This window comes from Bacillus sp. FSL L8-0099 (assembly GCF_038006385.1).
GTDB classification, from domain to species: Bacteria; Bacillota; Bacilli; order Bacillales; family Bacillaceae_G; genus Bacillus_A; species Bacillus_A toyonensis.
This window is the reverse complement of the sequence record NZ_JBBOVC010000001.1, coordinates 4,056,222-4,080,842: the sequence shown is the minus strand read 5'-3', so window position 1 is coordinate 4,080,842 and position 24,621 is coordinate 4,056,222. Positions and strand designations below refer to the sequence as shown.

General features: G+C 35.9%; 29 protein-coding genes. 22 read left to right on the top strand and 7 right to left on the bottom strand.

Going from position 1 to position 24,621, the window contains the following annotated elements:
• Positions 1–107: 107 nt before the first annotated feature.
• The 10 genes from MHH42_RS20580 (at position 108) to MHH42_RS20535 (ending at position 7,669) form a co-directional block, all read left to right on the top strand.
• Entirely contained in the window at positions 108–1,634 is a 1,527-nt protein-coding gene (locus MHH42_RS20580; RefSeq protein WP_000450075.1) for a sodium-dependent transporter, read from the top strand.
• On the top strand, positions 1,631–1,732 hold the full coding sequence (locus MHH42_RS20575; RefSeq protein ID WP_002093318.1) for a methionine/alanine import family NSS transporter small subunit: 102 nt from the start codon (positions 1,631–1,633) through the stop codon (positions 1,730–1,732). Before MHH42_RS20580 ends, MHH42_RS20575 begins: the two co-directional genes overlap by 4 nt.
• Positions 1,733–1,847: 115 nt before the next feature.
• Positions 1,848–2,468, top strand: a complete 621-nt coding sequence (locus tag MHH42_RS20570) for a stage V sporulation protein AA (RefSeq protein WP_000399262.1) — start codon at positions 1,848–1,850, stop codon at positions 2,466–2,468.
• The gene (spoVAB, locus tag MHH42_RS20565) at positions 2,461–2,877 is read left to right on the top strand and encodes a stage V sporulation protein SpoVAB (protein ID WP_000568664.1); all 417 of its coding nucleotides are present in this window, start codon (positions 2,461–2,463) and stop codon (positions 2,875–2,877) included. The genes MHH42_RS20570 and spoVAB overlap by 8 nt, the downstream gene beginning before the upstream one ends.
• A 14-nt stretch (positions 2,878–2,891) precedes the next feature.
• On the top strand, positions 2,892–3,350 hold the full coding sequence (spoVAC, locus tag MHH42_RS20560; protein ID WP_000184907.1) for a stage V sporulation protein AC: 459 nt from the start codon (positions 2,892–2,894) through the stop codon (positions 3,348–3,350).
• Between the two features lie 13 nt (positions 3,351–3,363).
• A complete protein-coding gene (spoVAD, locus tag MHH42_RS20555) occupies positions 3,364–4,380 on the top strand; it encodes a stage V sporulation protein AD (protein ID WP_001241169.1) in 1,017 nt (338 codons plus the stop codon).
• Positions 4,381–4,383: 3 nt separating this feature from the next.
• On the top strand, positions 4,384–4,734 hold the full coding sequence (spoVAE, locus tag MHH42_RS20550; protein ID WP_000348322.1) for a stage V sporulation protein AE: 351 nt from the start codon (positions 4,384–4,386) through the stop codon (positions 4,732–4,734).
• A gap of 5 nt (positions 4,735–4,739) precedes the next feature.
• The gene (locus tag MHH42_RS20545) at positions 4,740–5,309 is read left to right on the top strand and encodes a stage V sporulation protein AE (protein ID WP_001254416.1); all 570 of its coding nucleotides are present in this window, start codon (positions 4,740–4,742) and stop codon (positions 5,307–5,309) included.
• The gene (gene spoVAF / locus MHH42_RS20540; protein ID WP_000165603.1) at positions 5,296–6,768 is read left to right on the top strand and encodes a spore germination protein SpoVAF; all 1,473 of its coding nucleotides are present in this window, start codon (positions 5,296–5,298) and stop codon (positions 6,766–6,768) included. Before MHH42_RS20545 ends, spoVAF begins: the two co-directional genes overlap by 14 nt.
• A 97-nt stretch (positions 6,769–6,865) precedes the next feature.
• Positions 6,866–7,669 carry a Cof-type HAD-IIB family hydrolase gene (locus tag MHH42_RS20535; protein WP_016109058.1) on the top strand — a complete coding sequence of 268 codons (804 nt, stop codon included), beginning with the start codon at positions 6,866–6,868 and terminating at the stop codon, positions 7,667–7,669.
• 30 nt (positions 7,670–7,699) lie between these two features.
• Here MHH42_RS20535 and MHH42_RS20530 read toward each other — a convergent pair whose 3' ends face one another.
• The gene (locus MHH42_RS20530; RefSeq protein WP_000850510.1) at positions 7,700–8,566 is read right to left on the bottom strand and encodes a DUF1002 domain-containing protein; all 867 of its coding nucleotides are present in this window, start codon (positions 8,564–8,566) and stop codon (positions 7,700–7,702) included.
• A 188-nt stretch (positions 8,567–8,754) separates the two neighbouring features.
• Here MHH42_RS20530 and MHH42_RS20525 point away from each other — a divergent pair, with 188 nt between their 5' ends.
• Positions 8,755–9,192, top strand: a complete 438-nt coding sequence (locus MHH42_RS20525; protein WP_000853789.1) for a peptidylprolyl isomerase — start codon at positions 8,755–8,757, stop codon at positions 9,190–9,192.
• 471 nt (positions 9,193–9,663) lie between these two features.
• Complete coding sequence (gene ribT, locus MHH42_RS20520) at positions 9,664–10,032, top strand: GNAT family N-acetyltransferase RibT (RefSeq protein WP_000908405.1); 369 nt, start codon at positions 9,664–9,666, stop codon at positions 10,030–10,032.
• Positions 10,033–10,052: 20 nt separating this feature from the next.
• On the opposite strand, the gene MHH42_RS20515 is transcribed toward ribT, so the two are convergent.
• Positions 10,053–10,571: a DUF309 domain-containing protein gene (locus tag MHH42_RS20515; RefSeq protein WP_340893990.1), complete on the bottom strand. Its 519-nt coding sequence runs from the start codon at positions 10,569–10,571 to the stop codon at positions 10,053–10,055.
• Between the two features lie 98 nt (positions 10,572–10,669).
• The gene (locus MHH42_RS20510) at positions 10,670–10,765 is read right to left on the bottom strand and encodes a YjcZ family sporulation protein (RefSeq protein WP_000510194.1); all 96 of its coding nucleotides are present in this window, start codon (positions 10,763–10,765) and stop codon (positions 10,670–10,672) included.
• 169 nt (positions 10,766–10,934) lie between these two features.
• Here MHH42_RS20510 and scpA point away from each other — a divergent pair, with 169 nt between their 5' ends.
• The 6 genes from scpA to phnF all read left to right on the top strand — a co-directional run bounded on the left by scpA (position 10,935) and on the right by phnF (position 16,204).
• Positions 10,935–11,678: a segregation/condensation protein A gene (gene scpA / locus MHH42_RS20505; protein WP_016109056.1), complete on the top strand. Its 744-nt coding sequence runs from the start codon at positions 10,935–10,937 to the stop codon at positions 11,676–11,678.
• Between the two features lie 160 nt (positions 11,679–11,838).
• Positions 11,839–12,411 carry a segregation/condensation protein ScpB gene (gene scpB / locus MHH42_RS20500; protein WP_016109055.1) on the top strand — a complete coding sequence of 191 codons (573 nt, stop codon included), beginning with the start codon at positions 11,839–11,841 and terminating at the stop codon, positions 12,409–12,411.
• Between the two features lie 79 nt (positions 12,412–12,490).
• On the top strand, positions 12,491–13,393 hold the full coding sequence (locus tag MHH42_RS20495) for a ComEC/Rec2 family competence protein (protein ID WP_000676376.1): 903 nt from the start codon (positions 12,491–12,493) through the stop codon (positions 13,391–13,393).
• Positions 13,394–13,607: 214 nt separating this feature from the next.
• A complete protein-coding gene (gene nagA, locus MHH42_RS20490) occupies positions 13,608–14,750 on the top strand; it encodes an N-acetylglucosamine-6-phosphate deacetylase (RefSeq protein ID WP_000856952.1) in 1,143 nt (380 codons plus the stop codon).
• Positions 14,751–14,754: 4 nt separating this feature from the next.
• Positions 14,755–15,543 carry a glucosamine-6-phosphate deaminase gene (gene nagB, locus MHH42_RS20485; protein WP_001024199.1) on the top strand — a complete coding sequence of 263 codons (789 nt, stop codon included), beginning with the start codon at positions 14,755–14,757 and terminating at the stop codon, positions 15,541–15,543.
• The gene (gene phnF, locus MHH42_RS20480; protein ID WP_073990542.1) at positions 15,473–16,204 is read left to right on the top strand and encodes a phosphonate metabolism transcriptional regulator PhnF; all 732 of its coding nucleotides are present in this window, start codon (positions 15,473–15,475) and stop codon (positions 16,202–16,204) included. The genes nagB and phnF overlap by 71 nt, the downstream gene beginning before the upstream one ends.
• 73 nt (positions 16,205–16,277) lie before the next feature.
• Here phnF and MHH42_RS20475 read toward each other — a convergent pair whose 3' ends face one another.
• The gene (locus MHH42_RS20475) at positions 16,278–17,084 is read right to left on the bottom strand and encodes a Cof-type HAD-IIB family hydrolase (RefSeq protein ID WP_070173729.1); all 807 of its coding nucleotides are present in this window, start codon (positions 17,082–17,084) and stop codon (positions 16,278–16,280) included.
• 165 nt (positions 17,085–17,249) lie between these two features.
• Between MHH42_RS20475 and glcT the strand changes: the two genes are divergently transcribed.
• The 4 genes from glcT to ptsP all read left to right on the top strand — a co-directional run bounded on the left by glcT (position 17,250) and on the right by ptsP (position 22,612).
• On the top strand, positions 17,250–18,098 hold the full coding sequence (gene glcT, locus MHH42_RS20470; RefSeq protein WP_070173728.1) for a glucose PTS transporter transcription antiterminator GlcT: 849 nt from the start codon (positions 17,250–17,252) through the stop codon (positions 18,096–18,098).
• A gap of 339 nt (positions 18,099–18,437) precedes the next feature.
• Entirely contained in the window at positions 18,438–20,501 is a 2,064-nt protein-coding gene (gene ptsG / locus MHH42_RS20465) for a PTS glucose transporter subunit IIABC (RefSeq protein ID WP_070173727.1), read from the top strand.
• 135 nt (positions 20,502–20,636) lie between these two features.
• Positions 20,637–20,900, top strand: a complete 264-nt coding sequence (gene ptsH / locus MHH42_RS20460; protein ID WP_000411080.1) for a phosphocarrier protein HPr — start codon at positions 20,637–20,639, stop codon at positions 20,898–20,900.
• Positions 20,900–22,612 (top strand): phosphoenolpyruvate--protein phosphotransferase, encoded by a 1,713-nt coding sequence (ptsP, locus tag MHH42_RS20455; protein WP_070173726.1) that lies wholly within the window; start codon positions 20,900–20,902, stop codon positions 22,610–22,612. Before ptsH ends, ptsP begins: the two co-directional genes overlap by 1 nt.
• 96 nt (positions 22,613–22,708) lie before the next feature.
• Here ptsP and MHH42_RS20450 read toward each other — a convergent pair whose 3' ends face one another.
• The 3 genes from MHH42_RS20450 to MHH42_RS20440 all read right to left on the bottom strand — a co-directional run bounded on the left by MHH42_RS20450 (position 22,709) and on the right by MHH42_RS20440 (position 24,338).
• Entirely contained in the window at positions 22,709–23,071 is a 363-nt protein-coding gene (locus tag MHH42_RS20450; protein ID WP_070173725.1) for a DUF3915 family protein, read from the bottom strand.
• Positions 23,072–23,267: 196 nt separating this feature from the next.
• Positions 23,268–23,486: a hypothetical protein gene (locus tag MHH42_RS20445; RefSeq protein ID WP_000100489.1), complete on the bottom strand. Its 219-nt coding sequence runs from the start codon at positions 23,484–23,486 to the stop codon at positions 23,268–23,270.
• A 234-nt stretch (positions 23,487–23,720) separates the two neighbouring features.
• Positions 23,721–24,338, bottom strand: a complete 618-nt coding sequence (locus MHH42_RS20440; protein ID WP_000180374.1) for a nitroreductase family protein — start codon at positions 24,336–24,338, stop codon at positions 23,721–23,723.
• Positions 24,339–24,621 lie beyond the last annotated feature (283 nt).

The window sequence follows — 24,621 nt, the reverse complement described above, 5'->3', positions numbered from 1 at the left end:
ATAGGAGGGAGTTGTTAATTTTCGCAAAAATTAACAGAATTTATTGATAATTTAGTTAATTTAAAATATAATCCAAGTATGAACTTGTCATAAAGGGGGAAGGAAACATGGAAACGAGGCAACAATGGGGAACGAGGGCTGGATTTATTTTCGCAGCGGTCGGCTCAGCCGTTGGATTAGGAAACATATGGCGTTTTCCTTATACAGCGTATGAAAATGGAGGAGGTGCATTCTTTTTACCGTACTTATTTGCATTATTAACGACTGGTATTTCATTGCTAGCATTCGAATTCGCTCTTGGGCATCGTCATCGTGGTTCTGCACCACTTACATTCTTCCGTATTCATCCACGTGCTGAATTTATTGGATGGTGGCAAATGTGTGTAACGTTTATCGTTTCAACATATTATGCAGTAATTATCGCTTGGTCTATTTCGTATACGTATTTTGCAATTACTGGAGCGTGGGGGAAAGACACGCAATCATTTTTATTTAAAGAATATTTACATGTTGCAGATAAACCAGGGCAATTTGGGGGGCTTGTGCCAGAAGTATTAATTCCGTTAGCTCTCGTTTGGATTATTGTGCTTGGCGTTGCATTCAAAGGCGTTAAAAAAGGAATCGAAGTTGTTAACCGCATTTTTATTCCTTTATTAGTTGTTATGTTTTTAATTATCGTTGTTCGTGCAGTGACGATGGAAGGTGCGATGCAAGGGTTAGATGCATTCTTTAAACCAGACTGGAGTCGTATTTTTGATGGGAAAGTATGGCTTGCTGCTTATGGACAAATTTTCTTTAGTTTATCTCTAGCATTCGGAATTATGATTACGTATTCTAGTTATTTACCGAAAAACTCAGATACAACAAATAATGCTTTTATTACAGGGTTTGCAAATTCAGGATTTGAATTATTAGCCGGAATTGGAGTCTTTGCTGCTCTTGGATTTATGGCAAATAACATGGGGGTACCAGTTGATAAAGTTGCGAGTGCTGGCGTAGGGCTTGCGTTTGTAGTATTCCCACAAATTATTAATGAATTACCGATGTCACCGTTATTTGGAGTATTATTTTTCTTATCGTTAACTGTTGCTGGAATTACATCACTCATTTCACTTGCGGAAGTATGCTTTGCGGCTGTATCTGAAAAATTTAGTTTGAGTCGTCAAAAGACGATTGGAATTATGGGAACACTTCTCGTGTTAGTTTCTCTTGTTTTTGCAACACGTGGTGGGCTTATGTTTCTAGATGTTGTTGATTATTTCGCTAATAATTTTGGATTAATTACAATTGCACTAGCTGAAGTGGTTACGATAGGTCTTATCTTGCGCCGTCTACCTATTTACCAAAATCATGCTAACTTTGTATCTGATATAAAATTAGGAACGTTTTGGAGAGTTAGTTTACTCGTTATTACTCCACTCATGTTAGGGTATATGTTAATTGATGGTGTAATCCAAAATATTAAAAAGAACTACGGAGATTATCCGACGGAATTTGTTGTAACATATGGTTGGTCGATAGCGGCAGCATTCCTTCTAGTCGCACTAGTCATTGGTTTGAAAAAATGGAATGCACAAATACATTCAGATTCTGCCCAGCTTGAAAAAGAATGGAAAGATCGAGGTGTTTCATGATGAGTGGATCAGCGATTATGATGATGGTTATTGGTATCGTAGTCATTTGGGGAGGACTTGCATTAAGTATCGCAAATTTATTTAAGAAAAAGGCATAAGCTAAAAACATCTGTACCGAAACGGTACAGATGTTTTTTTATGAAAAAATTGTATTAGAAAAAAATTCAATAACCATACTACAACTACGAGGAAGAGTGAAGGGGTGAATGAAAATTGGAAGGAACGATTTATATTAAAATGCGCAATCGTTTAAAAATTTCTCCTGCGTATGAAATAAAGCTGAGTGATGTCGCTCAACTTGCAGGAGATTCTTTTGTAGTTGAGTCTTTACAAAATGAAATAGTTTACAACGTAACAGCACATGATAAGACGCATGTTGTAATTGATGTTATGAAAGTAATTGAAATTATTCAACAAAAAGCATCTCATGTACAAATTAATTTACTAGGTTCTGGACAAACTCTTGTTGAAATTATATATGAAAAAAAGAAAGTGCCCCCAATTTTCTTTGGGCTTGTATGGTTGTTGTTGTTCATTGGGGCGGCCCTTGCGATCATTTATTTCCATGAGGATGTAAGTATGCAACAAGTACATCAGCGGTTATATTACATGATTACTGGAGAGTTTAAGGAGCAACCACTATTATTTCAAGTTCCCTATTCAGTAGGTCTTGGATTAGGTATGGTTTTATTTTTTAATCATGTATTTCAAAAGCGAATTAATGAAGAGCCGAGTCCGTTAGAAGTTGAGATGTTTCAATATCAACAGTCGCTTGATCAATATGTAATTGTTAATGAAAACAAGGATAACACGAAACAGCTTGCCGATGATTGAATGTGGGTTTGTTATATTAATTGGTTTAGCTGGCGGGATTGCAGTAGGTAGCGGATATGTTGCCTTTTTGGCTGTACTTGGTATAATCCCTCGTTTAGCTCAATTAACGAGAAGTGGAAAGCATATTCAATATTTTGAGTGGGCTGTCATTGCGGGAACTTTAACTGGGGCTTGGTGTAGTTTGAAAAACATTACATTTCAAACATCGCAATATTGGCTTGTAATATTAGGTTTATTTTGTGGTACATTCATTGGAATGCTTGCTGCGGCATTAACGGAAGTATTAAATGTTTTACCTATTTTAGCGAAACGAGTCGGGGTAGAGGGGAAAATTGTTGTTTTACTCGTTGCTCTTGTACTTGGCAAAGTAATAGGCTCATTGTTTCACTGGATTTATTTCGTAAAGTAGGAGGCAATATATAAATGACAAACCGAAAACTGAAAGATGATTACATAAATAAAGTGAAGGAGTACCATCCAAAGCCAAACTATTTACTAAATTGTGTGAAGGCATTTCTTGTAGGTGGGCTCATTTGTACAGTCGGAGAAATATTGATGAAATTTTATATACATTATTTTCACTTTAGTGAACAAGAGGCAGGAAATCCGACAGTTGCAACTCTTGTTTTATTGTCGGCGATTTTAACAGGATGTGGTGTATATGATAAAATCGGTCAATTTGCTGGAGCAGGATCGGCAGTACCAGTTACAGGATTTGCAAATTCTATGGCGAGCGCTGCGCTAGAACATAAGAGTGAGGGGATTGTTCTAGGGATTGCTACAAACATGTTTAAGCTTGCAGGAAGTGTTATCGTGTTTGGCGTTGTTGGAGCATACATTATCGGATTAATAAGATATACTTTTAAAATTTTTATGTCTTAAAGGAGGGGCGAGTATGAGGTTGACAGGAAAACAAACGTGGGTATTTCAAAATGATATTTACGTAAATGCAACGGGTACTGCTGTCGGTCCGAAAGAAGCTGAAGGCCCTCTTGGAAAATATTTTGATATTTCATATAATGACTTGCATTGTGGAGAGGAAAACTGGGAACTTGCTGAACGAAAATTAATGTCAGACTCAATGCAACAAGCAGTGCAAAAAGGGAATATAAAAACATCACAAATTGATTTCTTTTTAGCGGGCGATTTATTAAATCAAACAGTGACAGCGAATTATGTTGCGCGTCAGTGGGGGATTCCTTTTTTAGGAATGTTTAGCGCTTGTGCGACGTCAATGGAAACTTTAGCAGTTGGATCAGCATTTATAGACGGTGGATTTGCGAATCGTGTCTTAGCTACGGTGAGTAGTCATAATGCAACGGCTGAAAGGCAATTTCGTTATCCAACAGAGTATGGGGGACAAAAGCCAGAAACCGCAAATTCAACTGTTACAGGTGCAGGGTCCATATTAATTAGCAAAGAAAAAAGTGCAATTAAAATTACGGCAGCTACGATTGGAAAAGTGCAAGATTTAGGAATTATGAACCCTCTAGATATGGGATCGGCAATGGCACCAGCTGCTGCTCATACAATCCAACAGCATTTTGAAGATTTAGGAAGAAGCGCAGCTGATTATGATTTGATTGTTACTGGTGATTTATCGGCTGTTGGGACACCAATTGCAAAACAACTTTTACTTGAGGAAGGTTATGACCTTGGGCATATATACAATGATTGTGGATTAATGATTTATGATTCAAATCAAGAAGAAGTGTTTGCAGGTGGCAGTGGTTGTGCTTGTTCCGCTGTTGTCACATACGGCCACTTATTACGTGAAATGCAAAAAGGGAATTTACAACGCATTTTTGTCGTTGCAACGGGGGCTTTATTGAGCCCAATGATGATGCAACAAAAGGAAACGATTCCAACAATTGCGCATGGTGTTGTGTTTGAAAGAGTTAAAGGAGAGTGAATTGTGGATTTTGTATATGCATTTCTTGTAGGAGGAGCGATTTGTGTAATTGGACAAGTATTGTTAGATTTTGCAAAGTTAACACCGGCCCATTTAATGGCAAGTTTTGTAGTTGTCGGAGCCATTTTAGACGGATTCGGCTTGTATGATAAGCTTATAAAATTTGCAGGTGCTGGAGCAACAGTCCCTATTACAAGTTTTGGACATTCACTATTACACGGAGCAATGCATGCGGCGGAAAAACATGGGTATTTAGGAATTGGTATCGGCATGTTTAGTTTAACGTCTGCGGGCATTTCCGCAGCTATATTATTTTCATTTTTTGTAGCACTTATATGTAAACCGAAAGGATAAATCAAATGAGACGAAGGGTTGTTTTGGTAACAGATGGAGATGAATATGCAAAGCGGACAATTGAGCTGTTAACAAAGGAATTTGGGGGCAGGTGTATTTCAGCATCGCAAAGTAATCCAACCAAATTGACAGGGAAGAAAGTTGTTGAGCTTATTATGCAAACGCCATATGACCCTGTATTTGTCATGTTTGATGACAGTGGATTTATTGGAGAAGGATCTGGTGAAAAGGCTTTAAAATATGTAGCCACACATAAACAAATTGATGTACTTGGTATTTTAGCGGTAGCATCTAATACACATCATTGGGAATGGGCGCGTGTAGATGTAAGCGTAGATCGGAATGGGAATTTAACAGAATACGGTGTTGATAAATTTGGACTTCCAGATGGTGAAATTGGCAGGATTAGTGGGGATACGATTTATTGTTTAGATGATTTGAATGTTCCAGTCATTGTGGGGGTCGGTGATATTGGCAAGATGTGTGGAAATGATGAATGGGAGCGAGGATCACCTATTACTAGAAAAGCAATTCAATTAATTTTGGAAAGGAGTGGGTTTTATGACGAAGCCTAAAAAAGTGAATATCCCGATTTCGTCTTTTTTAAGTGATAATGAAAATTACTTAAAGCAAACTGTTGGATTGGGTGTCACATATGATGTTGGTATTCGTAAATTTCAAATTTTAAACAAAGAAATTGGTGTGTTATTTGTAAATGGACTTTGTGATACGAATTATATTATCCCTATTTTAGAAGAAGCGGTGGATACAAATGAAATAAGGGATGTAGAAGAAGATACAGTAAAGCTTTTAGAGAATCGTTTAATTCATCAACAAGTAAGTAAAGTAAAAACGATGGATGAAGTAATGCTCCAAGTATTATCAGGGCTTATTGTTATATTTGTGGAAGGTGAAACGGAAGCTTTTGCAATTGATGTTCGTAGTTATCCGGGGCGGACACCGACAGAACCAGATACAGAAAAGGTAGTACGTGGTGCAAGGGATGGTTTTGTTGAAAATATTGTTGTAAATACAGCGTTAATCCGTAGAAGGATCCGCGACCCACGTCTTCGAAATGAAATGGTTCGAGTAGGGGATAGATCACAAACCGATATTTGTATTACATATGTACAAGATGTTGCAAATCCAGATTTAGTGAAGATTATAAAACAAGAATTAAATAATATTGAAGTAGATGGGATTACGATGGCGGATAAAACGGTGGAAGAATTTGTAGTCAAACAAGGTTATAATCCATTCCCGCTTATTCGCTACACAGAAAGGCCAGATGTAGCAGCGAACCATTTGTTAGAAGGACATGTGTTAGTACTTGTTGATACATCACCAAGTGCTATGATCACTCCAACAACATATTTCCACCATTTACAGCATGCAGAAGAATTTAGACAAAATCCAGCTGTAGGTACATTTTTACGTTGGGTACGTTTTTTAGGTGTTATTTTCTCGTTATTTTTATTACCATTTTGGTTAGTATTTGTATTTGATCCAACTCTTTTGCCACCGAATCTTGCTTTTATTGGACCGACTAAGATGACGCATTTACCAATTTTATTACAAGTGTTAATGGCAGAGGTCGGACTTGAGTTTTTAAGAATGGCTGCCATTCACACTCCGACGTCGTTATCGTCTGCGGCGGGGTTAATTTCTGCTATATTAATTGGTCAAATTGCCATTGATGTAGGGTTGTTTGTACCAGAAGTTATTTTATATGTAGCTGTTTCGATGATTGGGGCATATGCAACACCGAGCTATGAATTAGGACTAGGAAATAAGGTTGGGAAATTGTTTGTAATTATTTTAACAGGTCTCTTCCATGAGATAGGGTTTGTAATTGGAATGACGATATTGATTTTATTTTTAACGTCTATAAAAAGTTTACAAACACCGTATTTATGGCCGTTTCTACCATTTGATTGGGGCGCGTTAACGAAAATTTTACTCCGACCAACTATGTCTAGTTTAAAAGTGCGTCCTAGTATTGTGCGACCTCAAAATGTAAGAAGACAAAAATAAACGGGATTATGCTCCCGTTTATTTTTTTATTGAAAATTTATTTTTTTTTTAACAAAAACCAAACATTTTTTGTGTACACTTAGAGTAGATATTGTGTATGAAAGGGGAAGAGGACATGATTAAATTATTTGTAAGTGATTTAGATGACACGCTCGTTTACAATGTGAATGATATGCAAAAAGAAGATGAACGTGCACTTTGTTGGCTAGCTGAAAAAGGGACAAATATTTGTTTTGCCTCTGGCCGCTTTACTCACCGAATTGATGAAGTCGTAAAAAAGTTTTCATTCCCGTATTACACAACAGGTTTAAATGGGGCGACAATGTTACTGCCGGACGGTAAAATATTTCATGAATCAAGTTTTGAAGATAGTGTTGCCCAGGAAATATATCGATATATACATAACAAAGGACTAGCAGATATTGTTTGTGCAAATGAGCAGCGATATACAAAAAGAAAAAATAAAAATCATCATACTTTTGAAGAGTATATGGGGGTACATATTGCTGAAATAGAAGCGTTAGAAGAAGAATTTGGTAAGACTGTACATCCAGCGAAATTATTTGTATTTGGAGAAGAAGAGAAAATTGTAGCATTAGATCAAGAGTTACGAAATACGTTTCACAGTGAAGCGGAAGTTTTTATATCAGGTAAACGTTATGTTGATATTATGCCAAGGGGTGTAAGTAAGGGGAGTGCTTTAAGGCGACTAATGGAACATTTAAAAATTGAAGCAAATGAAGTTGCCTGCATTGGAGATTCTTTTAATGACATTTCAATGTTTGAAGTAACCCCGCATTCATTTACTCTTCATCATGCTCATCTATATGTGAAGAAGAAAGCAAATCATGTTGTTCGTTCGGTTGAAGAAGCTGTTATGAAATTACCGTTACTTGTATAAAAAAGAAGCTCGTCACTGACGAGCTTCTTTTTACTTGAATAAAGATTTAACAAAATCAATGATGCTTGAGAAGAAATCTTTAACTTTATCTAGGAAACTTTGCCCTTCTTCAGACCCTAAAAAGGCAGAAACGTGTTCTTTTGCTTTATTTAACTGACTGCCAACTTGATTCCAATCGATATTAAGATTTTTCATTTTATCAAATAACGCTACTAAGTTATCCAACTGTTCATCCGTTAATGTAATGCCGAGTTGATCAGCAATTTTTTTAATTAATGAACGTAAATCTTCCGTTGTTTTTGGCTGCTCTTTTGCAATCTCTTCTTTAATTTTTGCAACAAGTTGAACTGCTTTTTCTTCACCAATTTTATCACCGAGCTGGGCCGTTTGCACCATTTCTTCATTGGCTACTTTTTTTACTTCCTCAGGAATTGCTTTGTTCGATGTTGTTTCATAGGCCTTCATTAAACCTGTTAAAGCAGCAGTTCCTGAAACTTTAAATGGTGCAGTAATTTGAATCTCTGCATCTTTCACACCTGCTGTAATAAGTGCGTTTGTGTACATTGCATCTGTTATTGAATTAATGTTTTTTGAACGTACAATGAGACCAGATCCTGGCTTTGTGTATGTAATCATAGAAGAGGAAATTGCTCGCGTACCAATTTGTGCTTTTGGAACAATTCCTTCTAGAAATTTATGTTCTTCCGCATTAGACACAGTAATAATTGTAGCATCTTTCGGTGCTTTCATTTCTTTTAACAGATCTTGTTTTTGTTGTTCAGATAAGTTTTCTCCTAGTGTAACAATTGATTCTCCCTCAATGATGTCTGCAAATGAAGCTGTTGGCATCATAAATACCGTTACAGCTAATAGCAGAGCTAGTAATTTCGTTTTCACGAAAAATCGCTCCCTTTCTCTTTCTAAAATTTTCGGGCAACACAGTTATTATAGTATATATTTCTTATTTGTCACCTAGCTTTGTCCACATTTCGAAAAAGAAGTATGTAGATTGTCGGATTCTTTTTTGTTTCTAGTCATGAATGTGGTAATATAGTGCTGAGATACTTGAAAGGAGACATATACATATGAAAACTTTAGGATACATATTAATGGAAAATGGTGAAAAAATCGAATTGGAATTTTTCCCAGAAGAAGCACCGAAAACAGTAGAAAACTTTAAAAAATTAGCAGAGCAAGGATTTTATGATGGTGTGACATTCCACCGCGTTATTCCTGGCTTCGTAAGCCAAGGTGGAGACCCAACAGGAACAGGTGCAGGTGGCCCAGGTTACTCTATCCCATGTGAGACTGATGGAAATCCTCATAGACACCTTGTAGGATCACTTTCTATGGCACATGCTGGCCGTAACACAGGTGGTAGCCAATTCTTTGTTGTTCATGAGCCACAACCGCATTTAGATGGCGTACATACTGTATTTGGTAAAGCGACAAGCGGTATTGAAACAGTATTAAACATGCGTCAAGGCGATGTAATGAAAGAAGTTAAAGTTTGGGAAGAGTAAGTTATGGAAAAAGGGAGCTTTTGCTCTCTTTTTTATTTTTTAAATAGGAATGAGTATTTTCTTTACAGTACATGATACAAACTGTACTGTAATTGTTGCTAAAATATATGACTTATGAGAACAAACTTTTAACAAATTACATAGAATACACTAGATTATATGTTTCAATAAACATTTTTTATTATATTAATTTTGCTAGAATTAAGTTGCTCTATGGTGACTAATAATGAAGCGGTAATGAGTAGCGGATGTTACTTTTAACTATCATATAGCATTGTCTTTTTTTAAAATCTACTTAGAAAGAAATAGTACTGAAACATATATTTGACTTTCTTCTTTTCGCTTTGTATGATTATCAAGTTGTTTTAGGCTCTTCTCACTCTGTTGAAAATATTGTAAAATGAATGTGATATGAAAAGAGTGATTGAGGGGATTCATAGTTTGTAACTTTTGTAAGAAGGGATAAGGGTTATGTTAATTCGTTTTAAAAAAAGTTATGAAAAAATTGCAATGGGGCTTCTTTCGTTTATGCCAACTGAAAAAGATGTGAAAACATTACAATTGACAATGAAAGAGTATGAAGCGAAAGAGGATTGGCAATTGTATTTGTGGAAGCAAAATGAAGATTTTGTTGGAATAATGGGGATTGTAAAAAAAGAGAATCAAGTATTAGAAATTCAGCATTTGAGTGTGAACCCGTCTCATCGTCATATGGGAATTGGGACGATGATGGTTCAAGAGTTAAAGAGCAAATTTCTTGAGTTTACAATTTGCGGAAATGAGCAAACAGCAAGTTTTTGCGAAAAGTGTAAAGGGCTTGAACAAAATATACATTCATGAAAGCAGGGATAAGTAGTTTATTATCTCTGCTTTCTTTTTTGTAATTGTTCTTTGCGTTCAGTGATGACTTCTGTTCGATCACGTAATGTGTGCTTGTGTAGGATATATTCACTAGGAGTAGCGTTCATATCTTTCCACGGAAGGTTTTGTTTCTGACATAACTGCATACATTTCTTTTCAAATGATGTGTCCGATAATGGTAAAAATAACGGTACAAAACTTTCTTTTTTTTGTATAGATTGCACTCTTTCAGTGAGTAAGGGTAGAAGTTGCGCTTGATTGATTCCTAAACGTTGTAAAAGTGCACTGTTTTTTTCTAAAATTGTGATTGCACTTTTCATCATCTTTGTGGCGCCATTCCAGTTAGTGCGTCTTTGGTGGTATAAAGAAACTGCCACTTGAATGAGACCGACTAAGTAATCATCACGATTTCCTCTCGGTTTGGTTTTCCAATACTCTTCCAATATTTCGTGACATTCAAAATAGTCATAGTCTCCGTGAAAATGAATTAAAAATTGTATGTATTCGGTAGGATACATATTTTTCGCCCCTATCTAACGGTTATAAATACAAGTGTATCATAGAAATATGAACAATAAACGACTAGGGGATTTTCCCTAGTCGTTTATTGTTCATGTTAGCAGAAGCAAGCTGCCCCTACAATAATTAGTAAAATAAACAGTACAACAAGTAATGCGAACCCACCGCTAAAACCGCAATCAACGTGACCCATAGTTTTTTGACCTCCTACATTGTTCTTACTACACTGTTATCATATGAAGCTGTGGGCATGATGACATAGGCATAGGTCTATTTTTAATTAAATTTCTTAAAAAGGTTGGATAGAACATGAGTATGCTCTATACTTATGTTGTTATAGAAAAAATGTGGTGGGATGCTTTGTGCAGTATAATTTTAAAGTAGAGGCTTTTGAAGGGCCTTTAGATCTATTGTTACATTTAATACATCGTTATGAAATTGATATATATAATATTCCTGTAGCGGATATTACAGAACAATATTTGTCTTATGTCCATACGATGAAAGAACTACAATTAGATGTTGCAAGTGAGTATTTAGTAATGGCTGCAACGTTATTGCAAATTAAAAGTAAAATGTTGTTGCCGAAACATGAAGAAGATGTACTTGATAATGGTGATGACTTTATTGATGACCCTCGTCAAGAATTGATGGAGAGGTTAATTGAATATAAGAAATATAAGCAAGTTGCTACTGAGTTAAAAGAAAGAGAACAAGAAAGAGCACAGCTATATACACGTCCGCCAATTGATTTTGCATCGTTGCAACAAGAAGAGGAGACAAGCTTACCTCTTGATGTTACGTTATATGATATGCTAGCGGCATTTCAAAAATTAATGCGCCGTAAAAAAGCAAAGAAACCTGTAACAGCACGAGTTACTCGTCAAGAAATACCAATTGAACAACGAATGGCTGATATTCTAAAACAGTTAGAAATAAAAGGTGGCCGTCAAAGTTTTTATGATTTGTTTGCTGATGAAGAACGTGAAATAATGGTTGTAACATTTTTAGCGGTTCTTGAGCTTATGAAAAAACAACAAATTAGCATAGAACAAGAACATAATTTTGATGAAATTTTTGTATCGAGTTCTAATAAATCCGCATAGAGCTTGTATGGGAAATGGGATAGAGAAACAGTTTATCTCATGTTACGTTTTAATGAATCGTTTGGAACAAGAAAAGAAATATTGAACCGAACGCATTGATTGTGATTCGGTTTTTTGATGTGTATTTTTAATGAGAAAATAGGAGGAAGGAGCTCAGACAATGGATAGAAAAGAACAAAAATCAATCATTGAAGGGCTTTTGTTTGTTTCTGGTGATGAAGGGATTTATCCAGAACAAATAGCGAAAGTTCTTGAAATTGAAGTGAATGAAGTAATAGATATTTTAGAAGAAATGCAAAAAGAATATGAAGGTGCACATCGCGGTTTGCAAATTGTACAATATGCAAAAGTATATCGCTTTGCTACAAAGAAAGAACATGCTTCGTACTATCAGAAATTAATAGATATGCCAACAGCTGCCTCACTCTCTCAAGCTGCTCTTGAAACGTTAGCGATCGTTGCATATCGTCAACCGATTACAAGGACAGAAATGGAAGAGATTCGAGGGGTAAAAACGGACAAGGCACTACAAACGTTAGTTTCACACTTACTTATAAAAGAAACTGGCCGAGCAGAAGGTCCAGGGCGTCCTATTTTATATGGAACGACAAAAGAATTTTTGGACACATTTGGATTGAAAACATTAGATGATTTACCGCTACTTTCTGAAGAGAGTGAACAAATGAATGAAGCAGATTTATTCTTCGGTTCTTTACAAGAAATATCAAAATAAAAGCTTAGCATTTTGCTAAGCTTTTTTTGTATATCAATTATATCCCGTGCCATACTAAGTGAAAAAAAGGAGACGAGTTATGAAGGGTATACGAAGTATTTTGTTGTTAATTTCTGTTTTATTATGTTTTTCTTTAAATAGTACCTCGGCTAAAAGATATATGATGTCTATTCATGCTACGTCTCCTTTACATATGCAGCGGCAACATCTTAGTAAAATGCAAGTGAACTTTTTAAAAGTTGGACAAGGTGATGCAACACTTATTGTATTGCCAAATGGACAAACAATGTTAATTGATGGAGGACCTTATGAAGCAGGAGAGGTTATTATTCAAAAACTAATCGAAAAAGGGATAAACCATTTAGATGTTATTGTCAGTACGCATCCTGATATGGATCATATTGGTGGACTAATTCCGATTGTAGAGCAAATGCCGGTCTCACTTATACTAGATAGTGGAAAAACATATAGCTCTTTTACATATCATACGTATCGAAATAATATTAAAAAAAGGGGAATACCTTTTGTTTCGGTAAAGGAAGGACAATATATACCGCTAGATCCACATGTTTCTATACAGGTATTAAACAATGGGAAATCGAAAGATGAAAATAATGAATCCTCAATTGTTTTAAAGGTTCGATATGGAAAGGCTGACTTTTTATTGATGGGCGATGCTGATGTACGGACGGAACATGAGATATTAAAGCAATTTGATGTACATGCAGATATATTAAAAGTTGGGCATCATGGCTCATATACTTCAACAAGTGAAACGTTTATAAAAAAAGTAGAACCACAGTTCGCTATTCTTTCGTATGGGAGTAGCAATCCGTATGGCCATCCTCACCAAAGTGTAGTAAGGAGATTGAAACGGCACGGTATAATGATATATGGAACAAATAAACGCACTGTAGAAGTGAATACAGATGGGGAACATATTATGATAGGGTCTAGTGGATTCATGCCATTATTGAAGTAATTCATACATTAGAGATGGAGACCGTCCCTTTTTGGAAAAAATGAATAACATATATTATAATTACGAGAGACGTAATTATAATATATGTTTCGTTAAACAAAATGGAAATTTCATTAGAATGTATAGACAACTACTCGTGCGTATATTAAGATGGAATTAGGCGAATAAGGTAATAAGAACAAGTAGGAAAGTTCATGGGAAAGGGTCGATGAAAATGAAAACGCAAATTGTCATCAATGCCAAAATTTACACAGGTCAAGAAGTAGTGGAAAACGGATTTATTCGTTACGCAGAAACAATTAAAGAAATTGGTTTGATGGCTCAATATGTACCACAAGAAGATGAAACTGTTATTGATGCTACAGGGAAGATTGTAATTCCAGGTATGATTGATGTTCATATTCATGGTGGATACGATATTGATGCGATGGATGCAAATAGCGATGGATTAGTAACTCTAGGTAAAGAAATGTTAAAAGAAGGGGTTACAACTTACTTCCCGACAACAATGACACAAGCTCCAGAAGCGATAGAAGCGGCACTAAGTGCTGCAAAGGAAGCGAAAGAAAAAGGAGCACATTTCGAATATATTCATTTAGAAGGACCGTATGTTTCAAAAAAACGTGCAGGTGCACAACCACTAGAACATATCGTTCCTGCGAATATTGAACAGTTTAAACAATGGCAGGAAGCAAGCGGTAATTTAATTAAGTTAGTAACATATGCACCAGAGGAAGAAGGAGCATTAGAGTTTGAACAGTATCTTGCTGAAACTGGTGTTGTTGGCACAATGGGGCATACAGATGCAATTGATGCGCAACTAAAAAATAGAAACATTACACATGCAACACATTTGTACAATCAAATGCGTGGATTACATCACCGTGAACCAGGAGTTGTTGGTCATGTGTTATTAAATCCAGATGTAATGGTTGAAGTAATTACAGATGGCATTCATATTCACCCTGATATGGTGAAATTAGCATATAAATTAAAAGGACCGAAAAAAGTAAGTGTCATTACTGACGCAATGCGAGCAAAAGGTCTTGAAGATGGATTATATGAACTTGGCGGACAGCCAGTACATGTAAAAGATGGTAGTGCTCGATTAGAAGATGGAACGTTAGCTGGTAGTATTCTAAAAATGGATCAAGCTTTCCGAAATGTAATTGAATTTACAGGATGTTCAATCGAAGACGCAGTACGTATGACATCAGTTAACCAGGCAGAAGAGTTTGGATTAAATAATAAAGGTGCGTTAGCGGTAGGGAAAGATGCAGACTTTGTTGTGATGACTGAAAATTTACATGTATATGATACCGTTCGTTTAGGAATTCATATGAAGGAAGGGAAGTAATTAAATGAATATTCTTGTTGTAAAAACTCCAGAAGAATTAGCAGAAGCGGGTTATAAATTAATTGAAGAAGTTGTAAAATCAAAAGAAAATCCAACATTAGGAATGGCTACAGGAAGCTCTCCATTAGGTATTTATGCAGAAATGCGAAAAAATAAACTTGATACAAGTCATGCAACCACTGTAAACTTAGATGAGTACGTAAATTTACCACACGAAGATAAAAACAGCTATCACTATTTCATGCAAGAACAGTTGTTTGATTATCTTCCATTTAAACAAACTTATGTACCAAACGGGATGGCAAGTGATTTAGAGGAAGAGTGCACACGTTACGAGAGCATTCTAGCTGCTAACCCAGTTGACCTACAGATTCTTGGAATCGGTGAAAACGGTCACATCGGATTTAACGAGCCAGGAACAGCATTTAATTCTCCAACTAACATTGTTGAATTAACAGAATCTACACGCCAAGCAAACCTTCGTTTCTTCGAAAAAGAAGAAGATGTGCCAACTCATGCGATTACAATGGGAATTGGAAGCATTATGAAAGCAAAACAAATTCTACTTGTTGCTATGGGGCCTAAAAAGGCAGAAGCACTTAAAGAGTTATTGCAAGGTGAATATAGTGAAGCGTGTCCTGCTACAGTTTTACAACGTCATCCGAATGTAACCGTAATCGCTGATCAAGAAGCTCTATCTTTATGCAGTGAGGCGATTGCTGATGAACATCGACAAGTATTCACCATTTCCGATCTATTATCAGATTCAAGAGTGGGTGAAACAGCTAATTGAGGACGGCGAATGGAAGCCGGGAGACAAAATCCCATCTGAGAATGAACTTTGTGATAAGTTCGAAGTGAGTCGTATGACAATCAGACAGGCGATTAATAATTTAGTGGAACAAGGCTATTTATATCGGAAACGTGGAATTGGAACGTTTGTCCAACTTCCGAAAGTGGAACAAAAATTGCAAGGAATGACGGGATTCACAGAAGATATGATTTCTCGCGGGATGAACCCAAGTAGTCAATTACTTAGTTTCCGCCTAGTTCCAGCTACTGCGAAAATAGCAGACCGGTTGAGAATACAGGAGGGGGAGTCGGTTTATGAAGTGAGGCGTATTCGCTTAGCTGATGATGAACCGATTGCTTTTGAGACGACATATTTGTCGCCAGCTCTTGTAAAAGATATTAACGAAGAAATATTGCAACAATCTTTATATGAACATTTAGAGAAAAAACTGGGCTTTAAGCTTGTTAGCGCTACTCAATCAATTGAAGCTTCCATTGCAACGGATAATGAAGCTGAACATCTGCATATTCCTAAAAAGGCGCCTGTGCTTGTAATGCGCCAATGGTCATATTCAGAAGGTGAGATACCGTTAGAGTATGTGAAATGTATTTATCGTGGGGATCGTTATAAATTTATTACAAACATCGCACGTAACAAATAATATATTTCAGTTTGTAAAGTACAGTAAATTTTAAAGTGTTTAACATGTAAAGAAATAAAAATACGACTCATCCTTATAAGGAGTGAGTCGTATTTTTATTATGAGTAATTACGTGGTTAACAGCATCTTTAACCGTATTTACTACATAGTGAGCGTGCTCTTTTACTGCGTCATCTGCTTGAGACATAGCAAAACTGTGAGGAGTTAAAGAGAACATTGGAATATCATTATAAGAATCCCCTATGCAAGCAATTTCCTCTGGTTGTATTTGAAATTCTTTTAATAAAATAGAAATAGCAGAACCTTTACTAATATTAGGTGGCATTACATCTAAACATTGTTCTGCTGAAATGAAGGTGCTAACTTTCCCATGAAATTTTTCATCAATTTTTTTCTGAAGGAGTTGTAAGTTTTCCTTCGTTCCACCGACAGAAATTTTATTTGGAAAAATTGTATCATCAATTTTCTGTAATAGATTAGGTTCTTCAACAGAAGTCATCGTTACTTGTTGTTCAAGTTCATGAATAAACGGTGTTTTTTCTTCAATGTAGTAGTTATGTTCATCACTTACATAACGGAAATAAGGGTCTTCATTTGTCATAGCTAACAAATCTGGAAGAATGCTGGAATCGAAAGTTGCAGATAATAGCTGCTTATTTTCATGTGTATATACAAAAACACCATTTACACTAATGCGATGGAAATTTGTATTAACCGCTCTCATTAAGTCTGCAATTTCATTATCAAGTCTTCCAGAAGCGAAACAAAGAATTACATTTTGTTCAGCTAAGCTGCGCAAAGCGATAACATCTTGTTCGTCGATAAAACCTCCGTGTTGCATCATTGTTCCATCAATATCACTTACAAACATCTTAATCATGTTGCAATCTCCTTTCTATGTACAGTTGCCCTTACATTATACGCATCATATACAAACATGTCTAAAAAATGAATTTTTATTAAATGGTAGATGTTTTACATTGACGACAAAGAAGAATATTCTGTAACATAAAAGCAGGCTATTTAAGTACGAGGGTGGTGTTATATGAGTAATTATCTAGAAATTAAAAAAGTTTTAAATAATAATGTCATCATTGCTAGCCATCCTGAACACGAGGAAGTAGTAGTGATTGGTAAAGGAATTGGATTTGGAAAAAAAGCGAAAGATGTATTGGAGCAAGAACAAATTGAAAAAATGTTTGTTTTAAAAAATGAACGTGATCGAGAACAATACAAACTGTTAGTGCCGCATGTGAGTGAAAAATTAATTGAATTAATGAATGACATTATGTTCTACATTCAAGAAAAGGCAAAATCGCCATTAAATGAACATATTCACATCGCTTTAACAGATCATATTTCTTTTGCAGTTAAGCGGTTAAAACAAGGACTTACAATAGATAATCCTTTTCTGGTTGAAACGAAAATGCTGTATCCAGAAGAATATGAAATTGCTGAAGGTGTTGTAGACCTTTTAAATTCTCGTTTGCAAATTACATTGCCAGAAGGAGAAATTGGTTTTATTGCACTCCATATTTACAGTTCACTTACAAATTCAGATTTATCTTCAGTTAATCAAAACTCCCGTCTCATTGCACAACTTGTATCTTTAATTGAAACAAGCTTACAAATTACATTAGACCAAGAAAGTATTCACTATTTGCGCCTTATTCGTCATTTGCAATATGCTATTGAACGGGTGAAAAAGGGAGAAAAAGTTGAGGAATCACAAAGCTTTGCTGATTTATTAAAGGCAGAATATCCCGTCTGTTATAATTTAGCCTGGAAGCTAGTTAAGGTCATGCAAAAAGAATTGCAATTGCCTGTATATGAAGCTGAAAGTATTTATTTAACAATGCACTTGCAACGATTAGTGAAAGCGGAGCGTGTGTAAAAAGACATATATTTTTGTCTAAAATGAAAACGTTAAAAAAAATCATTGAATCGCTTACAATAGTTATGTATAATAACTATTGCAAAGTTATACAAATTTCGACAAACACATTAAGGTGAGTAACGAAAACGTTTGCCTTAATTATAGTGAACTTATACGTAAACCTATTTTTGACACGTGTTACTGATTCGATCAGGCATGAGTGGAGAAAAGTCAGGAATGTAAGCTAGAGAAAGGGATATACTACCCTTTGTATAGCTATCGTTCTATCTTTTTTTCCTCATGCCTTTTTGGCGTTTGTCGGAAGGTATCAATATAGATAAGAGAGGAAGGGTTTCCATGTTTAAGAAGATCTTTGGTGTTCTTCAAAAAGTCGGGAAAGCGTTAATGCTTCCAGTAGCGATTTTACCGGCAGCAGGTATTTTACTTGGATTTGGTAATGCATTTCAAAATCCACAGTTAACAAATGTTATTCCTGCTTTAAAAGCAGATTGGTTCGTAATGGTTGCAAAAATTATGGAACAATCTGGTGATATTATTTTCGCTAACCTTGCATTATTATTCGCAGTTGGGGTAGCAATTGGTTTAGCGGGTGGAGACGGAGTAGCTGGTTTAGCAGCATTCGTTGGCTACCTAATTATGAACAAAACGATGAGTGTGTTCTTAGAAGTAGATAAGTTAGTAAAAGTAACAAGTTCTGGAGCAGACCCAGTGAAAATTGGATTTGCAGATCCAGCATATGCGAATGTATTAGGAATTCCAACGTTACAAACAGGAGTATTTGGTGGTATTATCGTCGGTATAGTAGCGGCATATTGCTATAATAAATACTTCAATATTGAATTACCTTCATACTTAGGTTTCTTTGCAGGTAAGCGCTTCGTACCGATCGCAACTGCAACATTCTCTTTAGTAGTAGGTATTATCATGTGCTTCATTTGGCCATACATTCAAGGTGGCTTAAATACGTTCTCACATCAAATGATTGATGCGAATAGAACGTTAGCAGCATTTATTTTTGGTTTAATTGAACGTTCATTAATTCCATTTGGATTACATCACATTTTCTATTCACCGTTCTGGTTCGAATTTGGTCAGTATACAAATGCGGCTGGCGAATTAATCCGCGGTGACCAAAAAATCTTTATGGCACAGTTAAAAGATGGTGTAGAATTAACAGCAGGTACATTTACAACTGGTAAGTATCCGTTCATGATGTTCGGTCTTCCAGCAGCAGCTTTAGCAATGTACCATGAAGCACGTCCAGAAAATAAAAAATTAGCAGCTGGTATTTTAGGTTCTGCTGCATTAACATCTTTCTTAACAGGTATTACAGAACCACTTGAATTTTCATTCTTATTCGTAGCACCAGTATTATTCGGAATTCACGCTGTATTTGCTGGTCTATCATTTATGACAATGCAAATTTTAGGTGTTAAAATTGGTATGACATTCTCTGGTGGTTTAATCGACTTTATGTTATTCGGTGTATTACCAGGCCGTACAGCATGGTGGTGGGTAATTATTGTTGGTCTTGTACTAGCAGTTATTTACTACTTCGGATTCCGCTTTGCAATCCGTAAATGGAATTTAAAAACACCTGGTCGTGAAGTAGCAAATGCGAATGACGGCGCAGGAAAAACAGAAGCAGGTGAACTTCCTCGAGAAGTATTAGTTGCACTTGGTGGTAAAGAAAACATTGCTTCTTTAGATGCTTGTATTACTCGTTTACGTGTTCAAGTTAACGAACAAAAGAATGTAAACAAAGACCGCTTAAAAGAACTTGGAGCGGCTGGTGTACTTGAAGTTGGAAATAACATTCAAGCTATTTTCGGACCAAAATCTGACACATTAAAATCACAAATTCATGATATTATGTCAGGTCGTACACCTCATGTTGAAAAAGAAGAGCCTGTAAAGGTAGAAGAAACTCCTCAAAAAGTTGATGAAAATGAAACAATCGTATCACCAATTGAAGGGAAAATCTTACCGATTACAGAAGTACCTGATCAAGTATTCTCAGGAAAAATGATGGGAGACGGATTTGCAATCGAGCCAACAGAAGGAACAGTAGTTTCTCCAGTTAATGGTGAGATCGTCAATGTATTCCCTACAAAGCATGCGATTGGTATTCAATCTGAGGGTGGAAAAGAGATATTAATTCACTTTGGTATTGATACTGTAAAATTAAATGGTGAAGGATTTGAGGCACTTGTAGCGCAAGGCGACAAAGTGAAACAAGGACAACCATTATTAAAAGTAAATCTTGCATTCGTAAAAGAAAATGCACCATCTATTATTACGCCAATTGTATTTACAAATTTACAACAAGGGCAACAAGTCGAATTGAAAAAAGATGGAAATGTTAAGAAGGGCGAAAACGCTATTATTGACATTCAGTAGGAATTTGACGCAAAATGTTTATAATTATAATAGGCGATGTGGTTGACCGAACATCGCCTATTATATACAATAGATGATGTAGTACTCACGTCTATACAACTAAAAAAAACTGTAATTTAAAGGAGATAAATTATCATGGAAAAAATCTTTAAAGTAACTAGCGACTCAGGAATTCATGCACGTCCAGCAACTCTACTTGTAAACACTGCAAGCAAATTTGGTTCTGACATTAACTTAGAGTATAACGGAAAAAACGTTAACTTAAAATCAATCATGGGCGTTATGTCTTTAGGCATTCAACAAAACGCAGAAATTAAAATCACTGCAAATGGTGATGATGCAGCTCAAGCACTAGCAGCTATCGAAGAAACTATGAAAAACGAAGGATTAGGAGAATAATGACTCTTAATATTCAAGGGATCGCTGCATCAAGTGGGATTGCTATTGCAAAGGCTTTCAGACTTGAGAATCCTGAATTTAACATTGAAAAGAAATCAATTACAAACGAAGCTGCTGAAATTGCACGCTTAGACGCTGCGCTTGAGAAAGCCAAAACTGAATTAGAAGCAATTAAGGACCACGCTTTTGCTGAGCTGGGTGCTGATAAAGCTGCGATCTTTGAAGCACATTTATTAGTATTAAATGATCCAGAACTAGTAAACCCGGTAAAAGATAAAGTAAATAGCGAAAAAGTAAATGCTGAATTTGCAATGGATGAAGTTGCATCAATGTTTATTTCTATGTTTGAAAACATGGATAACGAATATATGAAAGAACGTGCTGCGGACATTCGTGACGTAACAAAACGCGTTCTTGCACATTTACTAGGAATTAACTTCTCAAACCCTGGTACAATTTCTGAAGAAGTAATCATTATTGCTGAAGATTTAACACCATCTGATACAGCTCAGTTAAACCGTAAGTATGCAAAAGGTTTCACGACTGATATCGGTGGACGTACATCTCACTCTGCAATTATGGCTCGTTCTATGGAAATTCCTGCAGTTGTTGGTACGAAAGTTGTTATGGAGAAAATCCAAAACGGCGATATCGTAATCATCGATGGTTTAGATGGAGAAGTAATTGTAAACCCATCGGAAGAAACTCTTCGTTCTTTTGAAGAAAAGAAAGCGAAATTTGAAGAGCAAAAAGCAATATGGGCAAAATTAAAAGACCAAGCTACTGTAACAAGCGATGGACATCACGTTGAGCTTGTTGCTAATATCGGAACACCAAATGATGTACAAGGTATTATCGATAATGGCGGAGAAGGCGTTGGTTTATACCGTACAGAATTCTTATACATGGGCCGTGACAATCTTCCAACAGAAGAAGAGCAGTTCGAGGCGTATAAAGCAGTTCTTGAAGGTGTAAAAGAAGGTCAACCTGTCGTTGTTCGTACACTTGACATCGGTGGAGATAAAGAGCTTCCATACTTACATTTACCAAAAGAAATGAACCCATTCTTAGGATACCGTGCAATTCGCTTATGTCTTGATGAACAAGATGTGTTCCGTACACAACTTCGTGCATTACTTCGTGCTAGCGTATACGGTAACTTAAAAATTATGTTCCCAATGATTGCAACTCTTGATGAGTTCCGTCAAGCGAAAGCGATTTTATTAGAAGAGAAAGCAAAGCTTGTAGAAGCGGGTACAACTGTTTCTGATTCTATTGAAGTGGGTATGATGGTTGAAATTCCAGCTTCAGCAGTATTAGCAGATCAATTCGCAAAACAAGTTGATTTCTTCTCTATCGGAACAAACGACTTAATCCAATACACAATGGCTGCAGACCGTATGAACGAACGTGTAGCTTACTTATACCAACCATACAACCCATCTATTTTACGTCTTGTAAAAATGGTTATCGATGCTGCTCATAAAGAGGGCAAATGGGCTGGTATGTGTGGTGAGATGGCGGGAGATTCACTTGCTATCCCATTATTATTAGGATTAGGCTTAGATGAGTTCAGTATGAGTGCAACATCTATCCTTCCTGCAAGAACACAACTAAGCAAGTTGTCAAAAGCAGAAATGGAAACATTAGCGGAAAAAGCATTAATGATGTCAACTGCTGAAGAAGTTGTTGAATTAGTTAAAAGCATATAATCATAAAAAAACCTGAGTCGATTTGAAATCGGTCTCAGGTTTTTTCTATGAGAAAAGTAAATCTTATTTTCTTACTATAGAGGATAAGGAACAGAATTAGATAGCGATTGCAACGATATCAGTTGGGCATACACGTAAAATGCCATTAAAAGTATTACGTTGACGGTTCTTATCATCTTTGTCGTTATCTTTATCATCTTTGTCATTATTATTACGAGCTAAAGCAGAGAAAAGAGCAACACCGTTAGCGAAACCTTCAAAAATTACATTGTTGAAAGATCCAATACCTTTAATGCTTAAAAGAGAAAGCTCTGTTCCAACTGAAATGCTAGCAAGTACGTTACATACAGCTGGTTGTTGTGGCTTAACTACTTCTTTCTCTTTCTCATGATGTCTGCACTCTCTTTCATGATGATGACAGTCTCTAAAGTTATCACAGCATCCAAATGATCCAAACATAATCCTCATCACCCCCTTCACACTTATAATCTATGTAAGTTCGGTAGTTAGTGACTGGACAGAGCGTGGAATTTTTTCTAGGGTATTTTCTCATTTTAAAAGACTAGCTGGGTGTTTAGTACGGAATGATGTTTAAAATAGGGGAAATATCACAAAAAAGTGTAAAGACCACCAAAATGAATGAAATAGGTAGGCTTTACACTTTTTTACTTTTATATAAAACAATGATATATACTGGGAGAGCTAAGAGTAATGGTGCAATGGATCGTGCAGTATGTTTTTCTGCGTCTAATTGGAACGCTTCTTCTTTTGGGAATTGTAACACTGATATGTTTGCAGCATCGCCAATAAAATATAGAAGTAGTACAGTTACTATGTAACTTAAAAGTGCGATAAAGCTTCCGTATGAACTCAATGAAAATCCCTCTCTTGTTATCTATTTGTTATCATTGTATCATAATTGTAACAAAAACACACGGTTATATTTCGATACTTTAACAAATTTCGACACAAAACGTCATATTCGTTTATGGAATTAACTTAAATTGTACTGTTTATCTATCTGTAGATGTCGAATAACACATTGTAATATTACGGATGTGTGACAGAGTATAAAAAAACGAAGGTAATGAAATTACCTTCGTTTTTATTATTTTGCCCATTCACTCACTTGCTCTACGCTCATTCGTGGTGCAGGGTGGCCTTTTAAAGTTGATTCACCAATTGTAATAAGCATAATTGGTACGTATCGAGATGAAACATTGAATTCTTCTGTAAGTGCTTGTGGATTGAAACCACCGATAGCGCAAGTGTCCCAGCCAGTTGCTTTAGCTGCAAGCATAAGTTGCATTGCTGCTAAAGATGCATTTGAAAAAGCAGCATCTCTTGGGAATTGTTCACGAGTATATGCAGATTCAATGTTTTTAGCTAAACGCTCTTTTGCTTCTTCTTTCATAAAGCCTTGTTCAACAATTGGACCATAAACGGGTTCAACATTTTTATAAGCTTCTAAATCACCTAAAACAGCGACTACTGCAGAAGCATCGAGAATTTGTTGTTGGTTATAAGCAATTGGATGTAATCGTTTTTGTACATCTTCTCCTTGGAAAACAAGGAATTTCCAGTGTTGCAGGTTCCAAGCAGAAGGTGCTTGGGCAGCTGCTTTTAAAATTTCATGTAATTCTGTCGATGAAATTTCTTTGTCTGGGTTGAATGCACGTGTAGACGTGCGTTCATATAGAACGTTAAAAAAATTATCGTTTGTCATTATATATCCTCCAAATTACATATCAAATTATTTAAAAATAAATGTAATATCTTCTACTTACATTTTGTAAGTTGTCGAGTTTAAGAATATAATATCTTTATTTTAATTGTCAAGTTTTAAAGAGTAAGCTAGGGCATTCATACAAACGATACAATTCCTATAATCATACACTAAAAAAGGAATTTATAGAGTGAAAAAGCGAAGATTACATTCTCAATTAGCTTGTTACTATGTATTCCTCACGCATTAAAGTTTTTGGGAATAGCTATTTATAAAACGTTTG